Raw genomic sequence first — 19,688 nt, 5'->3', positions numbered from 1 at the left:
ACAGGATGTGCTGATATGAGTTATGCCAGTCGGACGCTAGAGGAGATTGAACAGATTGCCCTTGGGCGTCAGATGCTTGTGCTGTCGCAAGAAGAAAATCGAGCGACCGCACAAGCACACGCTTTTCTGTGCGACGCTATTAACCAACGACGCCGTATCTATGGGGTGACTACGGGGTATGGGCCGCTGGCCACTACGGACGTAGATCCTAAGCAGTCAGCGCTTTTGCAGCAGAATTTGGTCTATCACCTGTGTAGCGGTGTTGGCGAGCCGCTGGCACACACCCAAGTTCGAGCCATGATGGTGGCTCGCGTCGCGAGTCTGGTTCGCGGACACTCCGGCGCCAATCCATTATTAATCGAGCGGCTGCTTGCATGGCTTGAGGCGGACGTGGTGCCTGAAGTGCCCTCGCGAGGCACGGTAGGAGCGAGCGGTGATTTAACGCCGCTGGCGCACCTGGCCCGCGCATTGAGCGGTGAAGGCAGAGTAAGCCTGTGTGGCGGCCGTTGGATCGACAGCGCTGATGCTCACCGTCAGCTAGGGTGGGAGCCTCTTGTCCTACAAGGCAAAGATGCCATTGCGCTCGTCAACGGCACATCCACCACGGCCGGGATCGCGGCGTTAAATGCCACGGGTGCGCAACGGGCAGTCAAGATCAGCACCCTGTTAGTCCTGCTTTACGCGGAGCTGCTGGGAGGGCATCGCGAGGCGTTTCATCCATTGATTGGCAAGCTGCGCCCGCACCCAGGCCAGCGGCAGCTTCATCAGTGGCTTTGGTCGCTATCAGCAACTAGCGATGCACTCATCCCCTGGCGGCCCGTGTCAGAGCAGCTGCCAGATATGCCGAGCGATATTACCCAACATCAGCCGCTACCCCAAGATGCGTATACGCTGCGCTGTGCTTCCCAGGCGTTAGGTGCCGTGTGGGACGTTGTTGAGCAGCACGCACAAACGGTGCGCATCGAACTCGAAGCGGTCACTGATAATCCGCTGCTGTTTGCTGATGACGGCCTGGTTTTGCACGGCGGGAATTTTTTTGGGCAGCACTTAGCCTTTGCCAGCGATCACCTCAACAATGCGCTCATTCAGATGGCGCTTTACAGCGAACGTCGCATCGCAAGAATTACCGACCCGTTAAAAAATAAGGGGCTTCCCGCCTTTATGCAGCCGCTTGAGACGGGTTTGCACAGCGGTTTTATGGGTGCTCAGGTGAGTGCCACGGCGCTCGTGGCTGAATTACGTAGCCACGCCATGCCCGCCTCTATTCAGTCTATTCCTACGAATGCGGATAATCAGGATATCGTGCCGCTGGGAACCATTGCCGCACGCCGCGCAAGCACGAGTTTAGAGCAGCTTTACCAAATCTTAGCGATTGAAGCCTTGGTGCTGGTGCAGGGCGCTGAATTGAAGAACACCCACGCGCTTAGCCACGCTTCCCAAGCAGTGTGCCGCTGGGTTCGAGAAACGATCCGCCCGCTTGAGCAGGATCGCCCTTTGTCAGAAGACATTACCCAACTCTCAAAGATGCTTGCCGACCCCGATCACGTTGCACCGCTTATAGCGCTGCTCGATACCGCCCCGCAGGAGAGCGCTTAACGCGCGCTCCTCCACTAAGGTCGTCTCGTATGTAGTCAGGCGTTAAGAGAGTCTTTGTACACTCTCTTTTTAAACGAGCAACCCTGACATGAAGCTCTCTCCGGCCTACCGCTTAGCCGCCACCATTCTGCATGGTTTTGATGCCTATCGTGGGCGCTTTAAACAGATCACTGCGGACGCCAGCCGTCGTTTCCGCGATGCTGCGTGGCGCGAAGCGCAGCAAGCATCCGCTGCCCGTATCAACCTCTACGAAGAGCGAGTAGGCGATACCCTAGAGCGTTTGCAGCGCACTTTTGACCATGATGTGCTGGCGCACTGTGAAACCTGGGGGGAGGCCCGCGGTCACTATGCCGAAATGATTGCCCAGCGGCTGGATTACGAGCTGGCGGAGACGTTTTTCAACTCACTGTTTTGCTCAGTGTTTCACTATCGCCACATCCGTAACGAGTGGATGTTTGTTTACAGCTCCCGTGAAGACGCTGCCCATCGCTCCGGCATTGAGCTGTGCCGAAGGCAAGCAGTAAACGGCGACTGGCAAGCAGCACTGGCCTGGGCGTTGGATGAGGCACCGTTTGACAACCCATTTGCTGACTTGGAGGGCGATATTGCCCTAGGGGCCGATCTGCTGAAAAGCCAGCTCCCAGCGGCTATTTTGGAGGCAGAAGATGCCCAGATTGAGCTGCTAAAAAACGTCTTTTATCGTAACAAAGGAGCGTACTTGGTGGGCCGTATTTTAGGCGGCGGCGAGCAGGTGCCGTTGGTACTGCCAGTGCTTCACGGCGAAGGCTTTGGCGAGCAGCAGGGCGGCGATCCGTGCCTGCATTTGGATACCGTGCTGACAGAAACGGATGAAGTCTCGATTATCTTCTCGTTTACCCGCGCCTATTTTCAGGTGGAAGTACCGGTGCCGAGCGAATTTGTCAGCTACCTAAAACAGCTAATGCCCCATAAGCCTGAAAGTGAGCTGTATGCGGCGATTGGCTTTTTTAAATACGGCAAAACGGCGTTTTTTCGAGCGCTTAATTTGCAGGTCGCTAAGCGCGAAGATCAGTTTATTATCGCGCCCGGTGTGCGCGGCATGGTGATGGCGGTGTTTGTACTGCCCAGCTTTCGCACCGTCTTTAAAATCATTAAAGATAAATTTGACCCCGCCAAGGAGGTTACCCACGCCGTGGTGCGCGAGAAGTACCGGCTGGTTAAGCGTCACGACCGGGTAGGCCGCATGGCGGACACGCAGGAGTTCTCTAACTTTACCGTCCGCAAAGACCATTTCGCGCCGGACTGCCTAGAGCATCTATTAGAGGTTGCGCCCTCTACGGTATCGCTTAAAGATGACAAGGTGATCATCAAGCACTGCTACACCGAGCGGATGATGACACCGCTCAATATCTATCTTGAGCAGTGCAGCGCCGATGAGCAGGTGATGGTGCTCAAGGATTACGGCAACGCCATCAAGCAGATGGCGGCGGCGAATATTTTTCCTGGCGATATGCTGCTGAAAAACTTCGGGGTTACCCGTCATGGGCGGGTGATTTTTTACGATTACGATGAGGTCAGCTACCTCACCGAGTGTCGTTTTCGGCACATTCCTAAATCCTACGGTAACGACTTTCAAGGGGGCGGGGCCGAGAGCTTCTCCATTGGCCCCAACGACATCTTTCCTGAGGAGTTTGGCCCCTTCATGTTTGCCAACCCCGGGCTACGCGCTGTCTTTATGCAGCAGCATCCTGAGCTGTTCGACCCGGATTATTGGCTGGAGCTGCAGCAAGCAATTATCGATGGGCGGGTGATCGACGTTTATCCTTATCGCAATAAGCAGCGTTTCGCGGGAACGATAGGGCAGCTGGTATATTAGTCTGTATTGAGGAGCAACCTATTTGAGGAGCAACATGGCGTCTCCCCCGCATTTAGTGGTTTTTACCGGCTCAGGCATTAGCGTCGAGAGTGGCATTAGCTCGTTTCGTGCCAGCGACGGGCTATGGGAAGAGTATCCCTTAGAGGAAGTGGCCACACCGCAAGGGTGGCGCCGTGACCCTGAGCGCGTCTTGGCGTTTTATAACCAACGCCGAGAGCAGATTCGAAAGGCAAAACCTAATGCGGCCCATAAAGCGCTGGCGGCGCTTGAAAAAGAGGGCTTTAAAGTAAGCGTTGTTACCCAAAATATCGACGACCTGCATGAACGGGCAGGGTCGCGGCACGTGCTGCATCTGCACGGTGAGATTCTGCAGGCGCGCTCTTCTGTTGATATGCGGCTTCGCTACCGGCTGCCCAAGGGTGGTATTGCGCTGGGTGATGTATGCGATATGGGCAGCCAACTGCGCCCCGATGTGGTGTGGTTTGGCGAGGCGGTTCCGCTCTTTGATGAGGCCTGCGAGCTGGTCAGCGAGGCCGACTTTTTTCTGGTGGTCGGTACGTCGTTGGCGGTGATGCCTGCCGCTTCGCTGCTGAGCTATATCGACTACGACACCCCTTGCGCACTCGTTGACCCCGACGCCGATTCACTCACCCCCCCAGGGGTGCTGGCGATCAACACCACCGCAGGCGAAGGCGTGCCTGCGCTCGTGAACCAGTGGCGTAAGCAGGGGAGTTTGATACTGCCTTAGGGTGTCTGATGCTCTAAAAACCATGCCTTCATCACCCCGGTAATCTGGGTGATCTCGGCGTCGGAAGCGATATAGGCGGGCATAGTGTAGAGCCATCGGCCAATGGGGCGCAGCCACACGCCTCGTTCCCGGGCGAAGCTTGCCACGCCTTTCAATACCTCGGCGCTACGGGCTTCAATCACCGCAGTGGCGCCTAGCACCCGCACGTCGGCGACCGCGGGGTGGGCGTTAAGCGCCGTGTCTTCCAGCAGCTCATGGGTGAGCGTTTGGCTAAGCGCGGCAATTTTGCCAAGGTAGTTCTCCTCTTCAAACACGCGCAGACTCTCAAGCGCCACTCGGCAGGCCAGCGGGTTGCCCATAAAGGTAGGGCCGTGCATAAAGGCGTGGTGGTGAGTGTCGCCAATAAAGGCGCTATGTACCCGGTCAGTCGCTAGCGTAGCCGCATGGCCCAAGTAGCCACCGGTTAGCCCTTTGGAGAGCACCATAATATCCGGCGTTACATCGGCGTGATTGGCCGCAAACAGTTTGCCGGTGCGGCCAAAACCGGTGGCGACTTCATCAAAAATCAGCAGCACGCCAAACTCATCGCACAGCGCCCGCGCACCGCGCAGGTAGTCTGGAGAGGTCATATTTAGCCCGCCCGCCGCCTGTAGCAGCGGCTCCATCAGCAGCGCAGCAATTTCATGGTGATGCTGTTCAAGCACGCAGCGCAAGGCGCTAAGGTCGTGTTCGACCTGTTCCGTACTGGCATTGAAGGGGGCGGTGGGCGCGGGGGCGAAATGGTGTTGGGGCAGCAGGCTGGCGAACAGGCTGTGCATGCCTTCTTCGGGATCGCACACCGCCATGCAGCCGGTGGTGTCGCCATGGTAGGCCTTCATTAAGGAAAGCATCTTACGTTTTTCAGGGTGGCCGATAAGCACCTGGTACTGCAGGGCCATTTTCATCGCTACTTCCATGCCCACCGAACCGCTGTCGGAGTAGAACACGTGATTCAGCCCCGGCGGGGTAATGCGCACCAGCTCTTGCGCGAGCTGATCGGCGGGGTCGTGAGTGAGGCCACCCAGCATGACATGGCAAAGCTCGCCAGCCTGCTCACGAATCGCGGCCACTAAACGCGGGTGGGCGTAGCCATGAATCATGCACCACCAGGAGCAAGTGGCATCCAGCAGGTGCTCGCCGCTTTCCAGCGTAAAATGGCTGCCGCTACCACCGATGACTTTAGGGGCAGGCGTTTGGGTTTTTAGATGAGCGTAAGGGTGCCAAACAGGGGAATTCATTGGGTGGCTTCCTGGTGCAGCGTGGGTGCTGCGTTAAGCAGCGGTGTTAACGACAAATAAGGATGGGCCTGCGCCGCTTCAGGGCTCGCTAAATGCGGAATAATACCCAGGCATGGCGCTGCCAGCGTGGCTTTGAGGAGGGCCACGTTAGCGTTAAAGCGTGGCGGGTCAGCGGCAAATTCAGGGTCCACCACGCTGCCGACCCAGCCCGCAAGCGTTAGGCCATCGGCAGCGATCACTTCCGCAGTGAGCCGCGCATGGTTAAGGCAGCCAAGCTTAAGACCCACCACCAGAATCACCTGCAGTTGCAGCGCGTTGGCAAGATCCGAGAAGTCTTCACGCCCGTTAAGCGGTACCCGCCAACCGCCCGCGCCCTCAATTAGCGTTAGGTCGCGCTGTGTGTGGTGCAGGGTTTGTTGCAGTACGTCCGTTACCGTTGCAACGCTCAGCACAGCGCCTGCTTCCTGGGCGGCCAGGTGCGGGGCAATGGCGGGGGCAAACGCCCAAGGGTTAACGGTTTCGTAGCTAACGGGTGGCGTGCTTTGCGCCTGAAGCGCTAGGGCATCGCTATTGCGCAGCCCCTCTGGCGTTATACAGCTGCCCGAGGCTATCGGCTTAAGCCCCAGCGTGCTGAGCTGCTGCTCTTGAGCTGCGCATAGCAGGGCGCTGGTCACCAGGGTCTTACCTGCATCGGTATCCGTACCAGTAACGAAATAGGTGGTCATGGCGTTTTTTCCAGGTGCAGGGTGAAACAGTGGTAGCTAACCGGCAGCCCTTGAGGTTCACGTAGGGTTTCAAAACGCGCCTGAGCGGCGGCCAGTTCACGACGGGTAAGCTGCGCATTGGGCCGTGTTACTTGGGCGCCTACCCCCTTAATCGACGCCATGACAGCGCTTAGGTCGGGGTAGTAAAACTGCCGCTGCTCGGCGGTGCTGCGAACCAGCGTTAAGCCGCTGCGGGCAACGGCGTCTTCAACCGTAGAAGCATCGGGCATCTGCAGCAGTGCTTCTGGCCGCTGCCAGGCGGTGGCGACTTCTTTCAATGTGCCGGGTAGCAGCGTGGTGATGTGTGACTCACCACCGGGGGAGAGCACCCGCGCAAGTTCCTGCATCACGGCGCTTACATCGCGGCACCACTGAATTGCTAAGTTGGAAACGATCAGATCAAAATGGCCGTTCTCAAACGGCAGCGCAGCGGCGTCGCCCTGTTGCCACGTGATCTCATCGCCGTAAAGCGCCTGGGCATGGGCGAGCATGCCGGGGGCAATATCTAGGCCTGTCATGTTGGCGCGAGGGTAGAGCGCTGCCAGCCGCTGGGTCCAGTAGCCGGTGCCGCAGCCGAGGTCGAGGACGCGCTTAGCGTGAGGGGGCAGCGCTAGCCACAAGGTTTCGCCTATCTGACGCTGGGCGCTGGCCAGCGCGTCGTATTGCGGGGCCGCCCGGGAAAAGGCGCGAGCGACACTTGCCTGCCAGCTCGGCAGTTGTTGGGGTGTCGGTGAGACTACCGTGCTGCTCATAGGGTCTCCTTGACGGCCTGCTGAGTAATAGTGGCGGCCTGTTCGGCGATGATCGTGGCTAACGGGGCTGGCTGAGAAAGCATCGGGCAGTGCCCGGCATGGGTGATTTGAAGCGCATGGCGATGGGCGCTGTCGCCGACTAATGGGTCGTGTTGGCCCACCAAGCGCACCACTGGGCAGGGGGCTGAGTGCAAACGCTGCGTATTATCCAGCGTGGCAAGCCAGCTAAGCCCCTGTGAGAGCGTGCCGGTGTCAGCGCTGGGGGTGTCGCCTAGTAAGTCGCGTAGCTGCCGATGGGCGTGACGGGCATTGGGCTCCCCTTGGCTCTGCCAGCGTAAAAAATGCCGCCAGGTGGCAACTGGGTCGCGATGAAATGCGCGGCAGAAGGTGGCAAGCTCTGCAGTGGACACGCCGTCATCGCTACAGAACCGCTCCCCTGCGCCAATCAGAATAAGGCCACGTGGGGCGGGTAGGTAGTCAAGCAGCGCGGTCGCCAGTAGCCCGCCCAGTGACCAGCCAACCCACACGGCGTCACTGGGCAGCTGGTCGGCCATGGCATGGGCAAGCGAGGTAAGGGAGGCAGGTTCTGGCAGCGCGGATACGTCACCGTACCCCGGCCAGTCGACGCGGCTAACCTCACTCCCATCGGGCCAATAGTCTGCAAGAGGCTGCCAAATACGCTTATCGACTCCCCAGCCGGAAAGCAGCACCAGCCGCTGTGGTGCTAAACGGGGCATGCCGCTTCCTCTCGCAGGCAGGCGCAAAGCCCTTCCAGCAAGCGATCAATATCGCTAAAAGTGTGGCGGGCGCTTAACGTAATGCGTAGCCGCGCTGCGCCCTTGGGCACCGTGGGTGGCCGAATCGCGCCCACTTGAATACCTTGCTCGGCAAGCTTTTTGGCCCACGCCATGGTGCGCGGTTCATCGCCTAACAAAATCGGTTGAATAGGGGTGAGTGATTCGGTAAGTGGTAAGCCAAGCGCAAGGGCCTGCTGGCGGAAGTGGCGAATATGGCGCTGAAGCCGCTGGCGGTGTTCGGGCTCGCGCTGCACGATCGTTAATGCCTCCAGGGTCGAGGCGGCGATGCTAGGGGGCTGTGCGGTGGTATAGATATAGCTGCGCGCAAACTGGGTAATATGCTCAATGAGTGCGGCGTCACCGGCCACAAAGGCGCCGGCAGTACCCAATGCTTTGCCCAAGGTACCCACCAACATAGGCACACGCTGACTGCCGAAACCTTCTACGCAGCCGCCGCCGTTCTCGCCCAGCACGCCTAGGCCATGCGCGTCATCGATCATTAGCCATGCGTTGTGCTGCTGGCTGATATGGGCAAGGGTGGCGATATCGGCAACGTCACCATCCATGCTAAACACGCCGTCACTGACCACCAGCTTATGAGTGGCCGTGCTGCGCGAAAGCAGCCGCTCAAGATCAGCGCTATCGCGGTGATGAAAGCGCCGCGAGCGAGCACCGCTAAGCGCTGCGCCGTCTAATAAGGAGGCATGGTTGAGGCGATCTTGAAAAATAGCGGTGTGCGGGTCTGCCAGCGCCTGCAGCACGCCAAGGTTCGCCATATAGCCGGTAGAGAACAGCAGAGCCCGCTCGCGCCCTGTCCAGCGTGCCAGGGCGTCTTCCAGTGCGTCGTGAATCGCCAAGTGGCCGCTAACCAGGTGCGACGCGCCTGCGCCTGCGCCAAAGCGGCGCGCGCCTTCCACCTGGGCAGCCTGTACCCGAGGGTCCTGGGCCAGCCCTAGGTAGTCGTTTCCCGCAAAATCGAGCCCGCTGTGAGTGTTCACTAACCGGTGCCGCCAGCGCTGCTCACGAACACGCTGTGAACGCGCGCTCGCCAACCGTTCTTGCCATGCTTCAGACACTGGCATCTACCGCTAGCTCGGCAACGCGTTCGGCGTGTACCTGCTGCTGAGTCTGTTGGGCAAGCCGAGCCGCTTGGGCGGCTTCGCTTTCGCAGGTCTCGCGCTTTTCAGGATGCAGGCCCAGCTTGGCAAACAGCGCGCGGTCGCGATCCGCCTGAGGGTTGCCGGTAGTGAGTAGCTTGTCGCCGTAGAAAATAGAGTTGGCCCCGGCCAAAAAGGCCAATGCTTGGGTCGATTCGCTCATCTGCTCTCGGCCAGCAGAGAGCCGCACGTGGCTTTGCGGCATCATAATGCGGGCGACGGCGATGGCGCGGATAAACTCAATGGGGTCGAGGTCTTCGACGTTTTCAAGCGGCGTGCCGGGCACTTTTACCAGCATGTTAATAGGCACGGATTCAGGGTGCGGGGTGAGCTTGGCGAGCTGTTGAAGCAGCGCGCTACGGTCTTGCGCATCTTCACCCATGCCGAGAATGCCGCCGGAGCACACCTTCATACCCGCTTCACGCACGGTGGCCAGTGTGTCCAGGCGGTCGCTGTAAGTACGGGTGGTGATAATTTCGCCGTAAAAATCGGGGGAGGTATCCAGGTTGTGGTTGTAGTAATCAAGCCCCGCAGCGGCAAGACGGTTGGCTTGCTCACCATCCACCATGCCCAGCGTCATGCAGGTTTCAAGCCCCAGGGCCTTGACTTGGCGAACCATTTCTTCGACCAGTAATAAGTCCTTATCGCGGGGGCTGCGCCACGCAGCCCCCATGCAGAAACGGCTGGCACCCGCCTCTTTAGCGGCTTGGGCTTGGGCCACGACCTTTTCGATCTCCAGCAACTTCTCTTTTTCTAGCTGGGTGTTGTAGTGGCCGGACTGAGGGCAGTATTTGCAATCTTCCGGGCAGGCACCGGTTTTGATGGATAAGAGGGTAGAGACCTGCACCGCGTTAGCATCAAAGTGTGCCCGATGTACCTGCTGGGCCTTAAACAGTAGGTCATTGAAAGGCAGCGCAAACAGCGCGTTAATCTCTTCCAGTGTCCAGTCGTGACGGGGAGCGTCGGTGTCGGCATTGAAGGCGGTGGCTGTCACAGGTAAACCTTTTTTCTTTTGAAAGTTGACAAGACTTTATCGGTGAGTTGCTTTTAGTGTCAACTTTAAAAGTTGTGCAGGTTTACTGAGGTGGCTGAAAGAGCAAGGCGTTCGTCATGGTGGGCAGGCTGCTATATACTCTGCGCCCTTTTAATTGTCTTCTTTAAATCGTTGGAGCGCAGATGTCTGACGCTACCTCTATTCCGCCTGAGCACACTGAACGTGATCCGGTAACGGGGCACCCGCGACCGCCTCGGCGTGAGTTTAAAGCGCGGGGTAGTTTTGTGACGCGCTGTGATGGGTGCAATCTGCCTGAACTTAACTGCCTGTGCCCTTATCAAGTAAAGGCCGAGAGCGACGCCCAGGTGTGGCTGTTAACCCACTCCATTGAGCACTTTAAGCCGACCAACACCGGCCGGTTAATTGGTGATGTGCTGACCAATACCCGCGTGTTTACCTGGTATCGCACCGCGCCGGATGAAGCGCTTGCGGCCCTGCTTGAAGACCCGCGCTACGCGCCCTTTGTTATTTTTCCTGATGATCAGCCTGATTACGCCGAGCGCGTGGTGGGTATTAACGCTGTACATGCGGCGAAGCAGCAGGCACGTATTCCAGTGTTTGTGATTTTAGATGGCACCTGGCGCCAAGCGCGGCGCATGTTTCGCAAGAGCCCCTACTTGGATGCGTTGCCCGTTCTGCCGCTGCGCACCGAGCGTGAAACGCGCTATCGGCTGCGTAAGCCCGCTTCGAAAGCGCATCTCTGCACGGCGGAAGTGGCCATTGAGCTATTGCGTCAGAGCGGTGATGAAGACGCGGCAAGCGTCTTGGATGATTACTTTGATGTGTTCAACGACAGCTACGCTGAGAGCCGCTACTATCGCAAAATTGCAGAACCAACCGCTGCCATGCAGCGGCTGTTAGCCCGCAAAGCAGAGGGCAGCGTTTAAGGCATGTGGCGTGCAACGTTTAGGCAGTGCCGCTACCAAACAGGGCACCGGCAATTCTAAACCCGGCGACCCAGGTGCCTATGGCGGAGCCAATCGTGGCTAATAGGAAGACCAGCAGGGTGCGTGAAACGCGGTTTTTCCACCAGCCCTTAAGCTCGGTAACATCGTGGCGTAGGGTAGAGAAATCGCGCACCTTGGGTTTGCGCATATAAAGCTCTACCCCAGCGGCCACAAATCCCGCGCCAATGGTGGGGTTAAGCGACGTGAGTGGTGCGGCAAAGAAAGTGGTAATCACTGTTACCGGGTGAGCTAGGGCGATAATGGTGGCACCACCCGACAGAATACCGTTGATCAAAAACCACTCAATCACTAGCTGCCAGCCAAGCTCAGTATTGCGCGAAAAGCCAATCACAAACCCGGTCAGCACCAGCGCGGTAATTAGCCAGGGGGCGGCTTTCCAGAGTTTCGAGGGCGGCGGCGTCGCGTCGAGGGACTCCCGCTCAGGGGTGGGACGTTCCGGCAGCGGCGCCTCAAGGTGCTCCACCGTGCCTTTTAAGTGGCCTGCACCAATCACCACCAGCACGTTTTTATAGCGCCCGGGCGGTGCCTCTTCGGCTAGGCGTAGCGCCATGTAGCGGTCGCGTTCGCGAATCAGCGGGGTGTACAGCGCTTCCGATTCGGCGGCGAATTCGTTGAAGGTCGCCTCCAGCATATCGCCCTCTTTGAGCTTCTCGATATCCTCTTTGGAAACGTCTTGACGCGACAAGACGCTGCCAATCAACCCAGAGAAAAGCGAGAAGCGCTGCCACCAGGGCACATTGCGGTAAATACGTTTCAGGGTAATGCCCACGTCTCGGTCAACTAGCAGCAGCGGCAGCTTACGCTCCTTGCAGGCGTCTACCGCCGCACGCATCTCCGCGCCGGGCTGGATGCCTGACTGCTCGGCAATACGCTGTTGAAAGGCGCCAAGGGCCAGGCTTGCCGCCACCATGCCCGCTTTACCTTGTTTGAATACCTGAAACAGGTCCTGCTCGCCCATGGCGTCAGGGTTATTCATGCTGTGGTGGCGGGCATCACATAGCTCAATTGCAATGGCGTCATAGGTACCGCTAGCGATGAGGTTGCGAACGTCATCAGCGCTTTCAGCAGAAACGTGGGCGGTCCCCAGCAGAGTGTAGTGGGTCTCGCCCACGGTGACGGTTTTTAAGGGCCCGCTAGTGGCGGGTGGGCAAGTCGGCGCCGCCACTGATGAACTGTCGTCTTGGGTCATGACTATTACTCAATATATAAAATAGGAAAGCGAAAATAAAAAAACAGTGAGGGTTAACGGCGCCAAAATGCAGGCGTAAACAGCACCAGGATGGTGAAGATTTCTAAGCGCCCCAGCAGCATGGCCATCACTAGAATCCATTTGGCGAGCGTTGGCATATCGCCATAGTGGCTGCTGGCATCTCCGAGTGCTGGGCCTAGGTTATTCAGCGCTGAGCCAACGGTTGACCAGGCGGTCACCTGGTCGACGCCCGTTGCCATGACGCCAACGATCATCAAGAAAAACAGCATGACGTAGGCGGAGAAAAATCCCCATACCGCTTGGGCGATGCTGTCGGGTACGCTCACTTTGCCCACCTTAACGGCAATCACCGCGTTAGGATGGATCAAGCGCATTACCTCACGCATGCCCTGTTTTAAAATCAGAATAATACGGATAACTTTCATGCCGCCGGCCGTGGAGCCTGAGCATCCTCCCACAAACGCTGCCACAAAGAGAAGGAAGGGCAGGGCGCCTGGCCATGCCGAGAAGTCTGCGACGGCAAACCCGGCGGTGGTTGCCACCGACACTACCTCAAACAGGCCGTGGCGCAGCCCCTCCATGGCGTCATACGTGTCGGTTAGCCAGAGCGTGACGACGGTGAATGTCGTCAACCCACCCAGAAACAGCATTAAAAAACGTGCTTCCGGGTCTTGAAAGTAGTGCAGCAGGCTTTTCTCACGCCAAGCAATAAAGTGTAGGCTAAAACTCACCGCTGAGATCAGCATAAAACCAATACAAATGAGCTCGATAGCGGCACTGTTAAAGTAGCCAATGCTGGCGTCGTAGGTCGAGAAACCGCCAATGGCGACGGTAGAAAAACTATGGCCTAGCGCATCGAACCAGTCCATACCCGCCAGCATATAGGCCACCATGCAAGCGATTGTTAGGGTGGCGTAAATATACCAGAGGGCTTTGGCGGTTTCGGTAATGCGCGGCGTTAGCTTGGAGTCTTTTAGCGGCCCCGGTATCTCGGTACGGTAAAGCGCCATGCCCCCCACGCCCAGTGTGGGCAGAATAGCCACCGCGAGCACCACAATCCCCATGCCGCCGAGCCATTGGAGTTGCTGGCGATAGTAGAGGATGGATTCAGGTAAAAAATCGATGCCGGTAATCACGGTGGCGCCGGTCGTGGTTAAACCGGAAAACGATTCAAATACCGCATCGGTGATGCCCAGCGCGCCTTCGCCAAACAGCATGAGGGGTAGCGAGCCGAACAGCGCCAGCACCGTCCAGAACATGGCGGCGATAATAAAGCCATCACGAATCCGCAGCTCTTTTCGGGCCTTCCGGTTGGGTAGAAAAAGCAGCAGGCCGGTAATGACCGAGATGGCCATACCGCTCATAAAGGCATGCCAAACACCGTCTCGAAACCAGAGTGACATCAGGATAGGGGGCAGCATGGTGAGGCTGAACAGCATCAGCAGCAGACCTAAAATGCGTAAAATAATCCGCAAACTCATAGCAGTGGTTGCCTCATAGCAGTGGCCCCGTGTTGATAAAGAACATTGCCTAGAAGAACGTTAAGCCCACTTGGAATAGCCGCTCCACGTCGCGGATTCGCCGCTTATCGATCACAAACAGGATGATGTGATCGCCGCTCTCTACCATGACATCATCGTGAGCAATGAGAACCTCTTTGCCACGCACGACGGCACCAATGGTGGTGCCTTCTGGGAGATCGATTTCACGGATGGTGCGGCCAACGACCTTGGAGGACTGCTTATCGCCGTGGGCAATGGCTTCAATGGCTTCTGCGGCACCCCGGCGCAGCGAGTGTACGTTAACAATATCGCCCCGGCGCACGTGGGTAAGCAGGCTGCCAATAGTGGCCTGCTGGGGGGAGATGGCAATATCAATGTCGCCGCCCTGTACCAAATCCACGTAGGCCGCATTATTGATCAGCGTGAGCACCTTTTTTGCCCCCAAGCGTTTGGCGAGCAGCGACGACATAATATTGACTTCGTCGTCGTTGGTCAGGGCACAGAAAATATCGCAATCTTCGATATTTTCCTCTTCTAAAAGCCGCTTGCTGGTGGCACTGCCGTGGAGCACGACCGTTCGGTCAAGCCGTTCAGAGAGCGTGGTACAGCGTTCGAGGTTGTGTTCGATGATCTTCACCTGGTGGCTGTGCTCCAGATGCTCCGCCAGGCGCTCACCTATATTACCGCCGCCGGCGATCACCACTCGGCGAAAATCACGCTCGACGCGGCGCAGTTCGCTCATTACGGCGCGGATATCCCGCCGTGCGGCAAGAAAGAACACTTCATCGTCGGCTTCAATGACCGTATCGCCACGGGGAATAATCGGCCGGTTGCGACGATAGATGGCCGCTACCCGGGTGTTTACGTTGGGCATGTGTTCGCCTAAGAAGGCGAGGTCTTGTCCTACCAGCGGGCCGCCGTAAAACGCTTTAACCGCCACCAGCTGTACTAAACCTCCCGCAAATTCTAAGACCTGCAGGGCGCCAGGGTGCTCGATTAGGCGGCGCACGTGGTCGGTGACCACCTGCTCAGGGCTGATCAACACATCAATGGGAATGGCTTCGTGGGCAAACAGGCCTTTGCGGGTCAGGTAAGCCGTGGCGCGCACGCGGGCTATTTTCGTAGGGGTGCGAAACAGCGTATGCGCGACTTGGCAGGCGATCATATTGATTTCGTCGGTGTTGGTCACCGCAATCAGCATGTCGGCGTCTTCACAGCCCGCTTGGCGCAGCACAATGGGATAGGAGCCTGCGCCGGTAACGGTACGAATATCCAGCTTGGTGTGTAGTTCGCGCAGCTTCGCTGCATCGGTATCAACGACGGTAATGTCATTTTCTTCGCGGGCGAGATGCTCCGCTAGGGTGCCGCCGACCTGGCCGGCGCCAAGAATGATGATTTTCATTGCTGAGCATCGGTTCCGTTGTAAGCGCCAGCGCGTTTGGTCACTGGTTTGTGTAAGTGGGTGTGCACTGCAATAAAGACGGCGGCCAGTGTAAACCAGCCGCCGTCAAAAAGCAGGTAGGGCTTATTCTAGCGTAAAGCCGATTTTGACGGTTACCTGCCAATGCGCAACGCGACCATCTTCGATATGGCCACGGGTGTCGGTAACTTCCAGCCAGCGCATGTGCTTAATTGTCTCAGACGCTTTAGCGAGGGCGTTCTGCACGGCTTCCTCAATGCCTATCTCGGAAGAGCCGGTGATTTCTACATGCTTATAGGTGTGATCACTCATGGTTTCTCCATCCTTGCATGAATTCACTGCTTACTATTAAGCAGTCCGCTTCTCTAGTCTGGCATAAAAAAAGCCATCGTGGCTGCCCTGCGCTGGAAAGAGCTGGCGGCCTTCACCGCTTTGGATGCCCCAGGCAACGTCGCTGGGCGTAGTCACCTTGGCATCCGGGGTGCGGGCAAGGAAGGCGTCAATTTGGTCGGCGTTCTCTGCAGGTAGCACAGAGCAGGTGGCGTATAGCAGCGTGCCACCGGGGCGTAGTAGCGGCCAGAGGTTATCCAACAACTGCTGCTGGAGCTTGGCAAGCTGACGAATATCCTCTTTCCGACGCAGCGTTTTAATATCCGGATGGCGGCGAATAACGCCGGTGCCGGAGCAGGGCGCGTCGAGCAAGATGGCATCAAACGATGTACCGCTCCACCAGTCCTGCTGGGTGGCATCGGCGTGCTGTAGCTCCGCCGTTAGCCCTAGACGGTTGAGCGTATCATCCACCCGGCCTAAACGCTGGTTGTCACTATCAATGGCGGTTAGCGCAATATCGAACTGCTCTAGTAAGTGGGCTGTTTTACCCCCCGGGGCGCAGCAGGCATCCAACACGTGGGCGCCCGGGCGCGGCGCAAGAGCGGGGCCAAGTAGCGCAGCAGAGAGCTGGGCCGCTTCATCTTGAACGCTCACATGGCCTTGCTCAAACCCTGGCAGCACGGAAACATCGCAGGGGGTATTAAGCGTGATGCCGTCAGGCGCATGGGGGCATAAATAACCGCTTAGCCCTTGTTCAACCAGTTGCGCTAGGTACGCTTCGCGGTCGTTGTGGTGCTGGTTAACCCTTAGCGTCATGGGCCCCGGCTCATTATTCGCCTCGGCAATGGCGCGCCACTGGTCGGGCCAGGCATCGCGTAGAACGCTTAGGAGCCAGGGGGGATGCTCTAGCGCAATATGCTCTTCGCGGTCGACATCGGCCTGAAGCGCTTCGGCTTCCCGCTGCAGGCGGCGCAGACAGCCGTTAAGCACGCGGGTAGCCCACTCTTTGCCCAGCAAGCGCGCAGCGCCCGCGGTTTCCCCCACCGCGGCGTGGGCAGGAATACGCATATACAGCAGCTGATAAATACCGATGAGCAACAGCGCGTGAACGTCGCTGTCGCGCTTCTTGAACGGCTGCTTAAGCAGTTTGTTAGCGAGGGCTTCCAAGCGGGGCAGGCGGCGGCAGGTGCCGTAGCACAGCTCTTTCAGCAGGCCACGGTCGCGGGCGACAACGCTGTGTTCATCAAGTCCGGCGAGAGAGCCTTTATCGGTAAGCACAGGGACGAGCGCACGGGCAGCGGCAGCACGCACCTCTTGGCCACTGCCGCCTTTTGCGGGGCGCTGTTGGCTCATGGGTTAACTCCTTGTTGAGGTGCGGGCAGCCCAAGCTGGGTACCAATTGTCAGGGGTGTTTGGCGGGCGTTGAGCAGGTCACGTACGGCCATGGCTTTGCCCCCCGGTAGTTGAGCGCGGCTAACGCAGAGCACTTCCTGGCCCTGTTCGCCGCAGGCAATGCGCAGATGATCCTCGCCATGTTCAAGCAGCGTGCCGGGCGGTGACGGCGGCTGTTCGCCTGACTCAACGCTGGCCATTAATAAACGTAGGCGGTCATTGCCCAGCGTGCACCAGGCCACTGGCCACGGGTTAAAGGCGCGAATTTTACGCGCTAGCTGTTCGGCGGGCTGGTGAAAGTCTAGCTCGGCTTCCGCTTTACTCAGCTTGGCCGCATAGGTCACGCCCTCTTCGGGCTGGGGAGTGGCGGTTAGGTTGCCGCTATCCAGTTCGTCTAACACGTTAACCAACGCGTTTGCGCCTTGGATGGCGAGCCGGTCATGCAGGTCACCGCCGGTGGTACGCGCTGTGATCGGCGTTCGTACTTCATAAAGCATTGCGCCGGTATCGAGCCCTGCATCCATTTGCATAATGACCACGCCAGAGGTGCTGTCGCCAGCTTCAATAGCTCGCTGGATAGGCGCCGCGCCGCGCCAGCGGGGTAATAACGAGGCATGCACGTTGATACAGCCTAACCGCGGCGTATCCAAAACGGCTTGGGGCAACAGCAGGCCGTAGGCAACCACAACCATGACGTCGGCTTCGAGGGCCGCTAATTCGGCTTGGGCATCAGCGTTCTTTAAGCTGACGGGTTGATACACCGGTATTTCATGTTCAAGGGCAAGCTGCTTGACCGGACTAGGGGTAAGCTTGCGGCCCCGGCCTGCAGGGCGGTCGGGCTGGGTGTAAACCGCCACGACGTCATGCTCGCTTTCGAGCACGGCGGCAAGGCTGGAGGCGGCGAAATCAGGCGTGCCAGCAAAAACAACGCGCAACTGAGACATGGGCGTAACTACCTAACAGAAGTGGGAACGGGGATGCGTCTAGCGAAAAATGCCGAACAGCGAATGAGTGCGCCCAATTATATCCAGTAGGCGTTCATCATTCTGCGGCTCGGCTTAGGGTACTTGGCAGTAGCGACTTAAGCGTCCTGCATCAGCTTGTGGCGCTTTTGCATCTTTCTCATTACCCGGTCGCGCTTGAGCGGCGATAAGTAGTCAACAAAAAGTACGCCTTCTAGGTGGTCATACTCATGCTGAATACAGTGTGCTAATAGACCGTCAGCCTCTAACTCATAAGGCTCGCCGTTACGGTCAAGCGCATTGAGCTTTACCTTGAGAAAACGCGGCACCTCGGCGTAATACTCTGGGATAGATAAGCACCCCTCGGAGAGTGGCTCCTTCTCTTCGCCTATCGGCTCATAGCGTGGGTTGATAAGTACCAGCGGCTGGGAGTTATCGTCGCTAACATCCATCACTACCACGCGGCGATGTACATCGATTTGCGTCGCTGCAAGGCCGATGCCCCGCGCGTCGTACATGGTCTCCAGCATATCATCGACGAGCTGGCGAACCTCATCGTCAACGGTTTCCACCGCTACCGCCTTGGTACGCAGGCGCTCGTCGGGGAATTCGAGAATAGGAAGTTTGGCCATGGCGTTACAATCACCGTTAAGCTGAGTCTTTAATGAGTAGGCCTCACTCACTGTGTCGGCGGGCCTAAGTGCATTACTATAAGTGGTTTACTGATAGCCATCATATCATGCTGTTAGTGTTCCTGGGCACGTGCGTTCCTTGCGACGGCCTTGCGTATCACTCCACCAGCGACTGCCTAGGGAGAACAGGATGGCGGCAACAAAGCCTCTTTATTATAGCGTCTTTGGCGCCCTGCTAATGTGCATCGCCTTACTGGTGAGCCATCCGGTATTAGCCTGGGAGCGGCTGCGTAGCGACGCACCAGAGCGGTATGAAGTGGTTCGCGGCGATACGCTGTGGGGTATTTCTGCGCGCTATTTACACTCACCCTGGCAGTGGCCTGAACTTTGGCAGGCTAATCCACATATTCGCAACCCGCATCTTATCTACCCAGGCGATGTATTGGTGCTAGGCAATTGCCAGGGTGCCCCCTGTTTAACGTTAGAGCGGGGACAGGGTGTGGTAAAGCTGTCACCCCAGATGCGCACCGTGCCGGAACGGGAAGCCATTGCGCCTCTCCCCCTGGACGTTGTGCAGGCGTTTTTGCGTGAACACCGGGTGCTGGAGGAGGGCGAGCCGCTGCGTGAGCTGGCCTACGTGGTAGGCGGAGAGAATCAACGCTTGATCAGCGGTGCGGGGGATACGCTGTATGTACGGGGTGAGCTTCCTGATAGGGCTCAGCTGGGGATTTATCGCCAAAGCGATCCTTATATTGCCAATGATGGAACGCCGCTGGGGATGGAGCTGATCAAGATTGGCGAGGCGCGTCAGTTAAGTAATGAAGGCGATATCGCCCGAGTAGAAGTGTTGAGTGCTTACCAAGAAGTGCGTAATAACGACATTCTAATGCCGCTTGATCAGCGTGAATGGGGGGAGACTTTCCAGCCCCGGGCGCCGTTAAACAGTCTGTCCGGTAATATTGTAGCCGTCCCTGGGGGCGTGCGTTTTATTGGGCGCTTACAGGTGGTAGCGATAGACCTGGGTACCCAAGATGGTCTTCAGCCAGGGCATGTATTACGGGTCGACCAGCAGGGCGAGCTGGTGAATGACCCCCGTACCCAAGAGCTTATCCAGCTGCCTGCAACAGAAGCGGGCCAAATTATGATCTTTAAGCCTTATAACCGTGTGAGCTACGCCTTGGTCATGCAGGCATCGAACGTACTTGCCGTGGGCGATGTGGTACGTACACCGGTTAGATAACCCGTTACTCAAGAGCCACAGCGAACCAGGAG

The 19,688-nt window shown here is 57.8% G+C and carries 18 protein-coding genes; 5 read left to right on the top strand and 13 right to left on the bottom strand.

Annotated features, from left to right (window positions below):
* The first annotated feature begins 15 nt into the window (after positions 1-15).
* The 3 genes from hutH to LG301_RS13160 all read left to right on the top strand — a co-directional run bounded on the left by hutH (position 16) and on the right by LG301_RS13160 (position 4,199).
* Complete coding sequence (gene hutH, locus LG301_RS13170; RefSeq protein WP_404471610.1) at positions 16-1,596, top strand: histidine ammonia-lyase; 1,581 nt, start codon at positions 16-18, stop codon at positions 1,594-1,596.
* A gap of 88 nt (positions 1,597-1,684) precedes the next feature.
* Positions 1,685-3,451: a bifunctional isocitrate dehydrogenase kinase/phosphatase gene (gene aceK / locus LG301_RS13165; protein WP_404471609.1), complete on the top strand. Its 1,767-nt coding sequence runs from the start codon at positions 1,685-1,687 to the stop codon at positions 3,449-3,451.
* Between the two features lie 34 nt (positions 3,452-3,485).
* Positions 3,486-4,199 (top strand): SIR2 family NAD-dependent protein deacylase, encoded by a 714-nt coding sequence (locus LG301_RS13160; RefSeq protein WP_404471608.1) that lies wholly within the window; start codon positions 3,486-3,488, stop codon positions 4,197-4,199.
* On the opposite strand, the gene bioA is transcribed toward LG301_RS13160, so the two are convergent.
* From bioA to bioB, 6 genes are read right to left on the bottom strand one after another with little or no spacing between them, the layout of a single operon-like run.
* A complete protein-coding gene (gene bioA, locus LG301_RS13155) occupies positions 4,196-5,476 on the bottom strand; it encodes an adenosylmethionine--8-amino-7-oxononanoate transaminase (protein ID WP_404471607.1) in 1,281 nt (426 codons plus the stop codon). The two genes, LG301_RS13160 and bioA, sit on opposite strands and share 4 nt — an antisense overlap.
* Positions 5,473-6,201, bottom strand: coding sequence for a dethiobiotin synthase (bioD, locus tag LG301_RS13150; RefSeq protein ID WP_404471605.1), 729 nt, complete (start codon positions 6,199-6,201; stop codon positions 5,473-5,475). Before bioD ends, bioA begins: the two co-directional genes overlap by 4 nt.
* Entirely contained in the window at positions 6,198-6,992 is a 795-nt protein-coding gene (gene bioC, locus LG301_RS13145; RefSeq protein WP_404471604.1) for a malonyl-ACP O-methyltransferase BioC, read from the bottom strand. The genes bioD and bioC overlap by 4 nt, the downstream gene beginning before the upstream one ends.
* Positions 6,989-7,729: an alpha/beta fold hydrolase gene (locus tag LG301_RS13140; RefSeq protein ID WP_404471603.1), complete on the bottom strand. Its 741-nt coding sequence runs from the start codon at positions 7,727-7,729 to the stop codon at positions 6,989-6,991. Before LG301_RS13140 ends, bioC begins: the two co-directional genes overlap by 4 nt.
* On the bottom strand, positions 7,717-8,871 hold the full coding sequence (bioF, locus tag LG301_RS13135) for an 8-amino-7-oxononanoate synthase (protein ID WP_404471602.1): 1,155 nt from the start codon (positions 8,869-8,871) through the stop codon (positions 7,717-7,719). Before bioF ends, LG301_RS13140 begins: the two co-directional genes overlap by 13 nt.
* Positions 8,858-9,940: a biotin synthase BioB gene (gene bioB, locus LG301_RS13130; RefSeq protein WP_404471601.1), complete on the bottom strand. Its 1,083-nt coding sequence runs from the start codon at positions 9,938-9,940 to the stop codon at positions 8,858-8,860. Before bioB ends, bioF begins: the two co-directional genes overlap by 14 nt.
* A gap of 182 nt (positions 9,941-10,122) precedes the next feature.
* Here bioB and LG301_RS13125 point away from each other — a divergent pair, with 182 nt between their 5' ends.
* On the top strand, positions 10,123-10,887 hold the full coding sequence (locus LG301_RS13125; protein WP_404471600.1) for a tRNA-uridine aminocarboxypropyltransferase: 765 nt from the start codon (positions 10,123-10,125) through the stop codon (positions 10,885-10,887).
* A 19-nt stretch (positions 10,888-10,906) separates the two neighbouring features.
* On the opposite strand, the gene LG301_RS13120 is transcribed toward LG301_RS13125, so the two are convergent.
* From LG301_RS13120 to def, 7 genes are all read right to left on the bottom strand, one after another.
* On the bottom strand, positions 10,907-12,157 hold the full coding sequence (locus LG301_RS13120; RefSeq protein ID WP_404471598.1) for a TraB/GumN family protein: 1,251 nt from the start codon (positions 12,155-12,157) through the stop codon (positions 10,907-10,909).
* Positions 12,158-12,210: 53 nt separating this feature from the next.
* On the bottom strand, positions 12,211-13,659 hold the full coding sequence (locus LG301_RS13115; protein ID WP_404471597.1) for a TrkH family potassium uptake protein: 1,449 nt from the start codon (positions 13,657-13,659) through the stop codon (positions 12,211-12,213).
* Positions 13,660-13,708: 49 nt separating this feature from the next.
* Positions 13,709-15,082: a Trk system potassium transporter TrkA gene (gene trkA, locus LG301_RS13110; RefSeq protein ID WP_404471596.1), complete on the bottom strand. Its 1,374-nt coding sequence runs from the start codon at positions 15,080-15,082 to the stop codon at positions 13,709-13,711.
* 123 nt (positions 15,083-15,205) lie between these two features.
* Positions 15,206-15,412, bottom strand: a complete 207-nt coding sequence (locus LG301_RS13105; RefSeq protein WP_404471595.1) for a dodecin — start codon at positions 15,410-15,412, stop codon at positions 15,206-15,208.
* A 36-nt stretch (positions 15,413-15,448) separates the two neighbouring features.
* A complete protein-coding gene (gene rsmB / locus LG301_RS13100; protein WP_404471594.1) occupies positions 15,449-16,783 on the bottom strand; it encodes a 16S rRNA (cytosine(967)-C(5))-methyltransferase RsmB in 1,335 nt (444 codons plus the stop codon).
* On the bottom strand, positions 16,780-17,766 hold the full coding sequence (fmt, locus tag LG301_RS13095) for a methionyl-tRNA formyltransferase (protein WP_404471593.1): 987 nt from the start codon (positions 17,764-17,766) through the stop codon (positions 16,780-16,782). The genes rsmB and fmt overlap by 4 nt, the downstream gene beginning before the upstream one ends.
* 137 nt (positions 17,767-17,903) lie before the next feature.
* Entirely contained in the window at positions 17,904-18,416 is a 513-nt protein-coding gene (gene def / locus LG301_RS13090) for a peptide deformylase (RefSeq protein ID WP_404471592.1), read from the bottom strand.
* A gap of 190 nt (positions 18,417-18,606) precedes the next feature.
* Between def and LG301_RS13085 the strand changes: the two genes are divergently transcribed.
* Positions 18,607-19,656 (top strand): LysM peptidoglycan-binding domain-containing protein, encoded by a 1,050-nt coding sequence (locus LG301_RS13085; protein WP_404471591.1) that lies wholly within the window; start codon positions 18,607-18,609, stop codon positions 19,654-19,656.
* Positions 19,657-19,688 lie beyond the last annotated feature (32 nt).

The organism is Vreelandella venusta, from assembly GCF_044809155.1.
In the GTDB taxonomy this organism is placed as follows: domain Bacteria; phylum Pseudomonadota; class Gammaproteobacteria; order Pseudomonadales; family Halomonadaceae; genus Vreelandella; species Vreelandella venusta_B.
This window is presented reverse-complemented; position numbering and strand designations above follow the sequence as displayed.

Excerpts from the sequence above, each read along its gene's own strand:
- bioD (WP_404471605.1), bottom strand. The coding sequence starts at position 6,201 with ATGACCACCTATTTCGTTACTGGTACGGATACCGATGCAGGTAAGACC.
- bioA (WP_404471607.1), bottom strand. The coding sequence starts at position 5,476 with ATGAATTCCCCTGTTTGGCACCCTTACGCTCATCTAAAAACCCAAACG.
- hutH (WP_404471610.1), top strand. The coding sequence starts at position 16 with ATGAGTTATGCCAGTCGGACGCTAGAGGAGATTGAACAGATTGCCCTT.
- LG301_RS13115 (WP_404471597.1), bottom strand. The coding sequence starts at position 13,659 with ATGAGTTTGCGGATTATTTTACGCATTTTAGGTCTGCTGCTGATGCTG.
- bioF (WP_404471602.1), bottom strand. The coding sequence starts at position 8,871 with ATGCCAGTGTCTGAAGCATGGCAAGAACGGTTGGCGAGCGCGCGTTCA.
- fmt (WP_404471593.1), bottom strand. The coding sequence starts at position 17,766 with ATGTCTCAGTTGCGCGTTGTTTTTGCTGGCACGCCTGATTTCGCCGCC.
- aceK (WP_404471609.1), top strand. The coding sequence starts at position 1,685 with ATGAAGCTCTCTCCGGCCTACCGCTTAGCCGCCACCATTCTGCATGGT.
- LG301_RS13160 (WP_404471608.1), top strand. The coding sequence starts at position 3,486 with ATGGCGTCTCCCCCGCATTTAGTGGTTTTTACCGGCTCAGGCATTAGC.
- trkA (WP_404471596.1), bottom strand. The coding sequence starts at position 15,082 with ATGAAAATCATCATTCTTGGCGCCGGCCAGGTCGGCGGCACCCTAGCG.
- LG301_RS13105 (WP_404471595.1), bottom strand. The coding sequence starts at position 15,412 with ATGAGTGATCACACCTATAAGCATGTAGAAATCACCGGCTCTTCCGAG.
- LG301_RS13120 (WP_404471598.1), bottom strand. The coding sequence starts at position 12,157 with ATGACCCAAGACGACAGTTCATCAGTGGCGGCGCCGACTTGCCCACCC.
- def (WP_404471592.1), bottom strand. The coding sequence starts at position 18,416 with ATGGCCAAACTTCCTATTCTCGAATTCCCCGACGAGCGCCTGCGTACC.
- LG301_RS13085 (WP_404471591.1), top strand. The coding sequence starts at position 18,607 with ATGGCGGCAACAAAGCCTCTTTATTATAGCGTCTTTGGCGCCCTGCTA.
- bioC (WP_404471604.1), bottom strand. The coding sequence starts at position 6,992 with ATGAGCAGCACGGTAGTCTCACCGACACCCCAACAACTGCCGAGCTGG.
- LG301_RS13140 (WP_404471603.1), bottom strand. The coding sequence starts at position 7,729 with ATGCCCCGTTTAGCACCACAGCGGCTGGTGCTGCTTTCCGGCTGGGGA.
- LG301_RS13125 (WP_404471600.1), top strand. The coding sequence starts at position 10,123 with ATGTCTGACGCTACCTCTATTCCGCCTGAGCACACTGAACGTGATCCG.
- rsmB (WP_404471594.1), bottom strand. The coding sequence starts at position 16,783 with ATGAGCCAACAGCGCCCCGCAAAAGGCGGCAGTGGCCAAGAGGTGCGT.